1 pseudogene is annotated in these 501 nt (G+C 39.1%); it reads right to left on the reverse strand.

The features are described 5' to 3' along the window. A pseudogene (locus FLA105534_RS19675) lies at window positions 1-501 on the reverse strand (hypothetical protein); the annotation flags it as partial.

Genomic DNA, 501 nt, shown 5'->3' on the forward strand with positions numbered 1-501 from the left:
TTTGTGAAAACAGTTCCTCCTGTTGAAGCAATAGTTCCATTTTCGAATATTGGTTCAACTGTTGCCGTTACTGTAATTTTAGCTTCAGCCTGATCACACATTGGTGTACCGGCTGCTGCCATTGCTTTTGAACATATACTATAAATTACAGTATAAACCCCTGGTGCAGTACCAGTATTAACCTTAATAGTCCCATCGGTATTTAATGTCATTCCTGTTGGTAAATAAACACCACTTAAATTCACTTCTGAAGCAACTATAGGTGTACCATGTAATTTGTCATTCAACAATACAGAAACAGTGGTACCTCCGTTCAATCCATTAACTACTAATGGAATCTCATCTATCGCATCAATAAAACTTACTACTGTACACGTTGAACAAGTAGGATCTATTGGTCTACAAGTCGAACAAATTGGACTTGGATCGGTTGACTTAGCTGTTACCGGAGATCCTGTTGGAGGAGTTCCTGTTACTGTAGCTACGTTGTCTACCTGTCCG

The sequence above is a fragment of the Flavobacterium collinsii genome (assembly GCF_902804485.1).
Lineage (GTDB): Bacteria > Bacteroidota > Bacteroidia > Flavobacteriales > Flavobacteriaceae > Flavobacterium > Flavobacterium collinsii.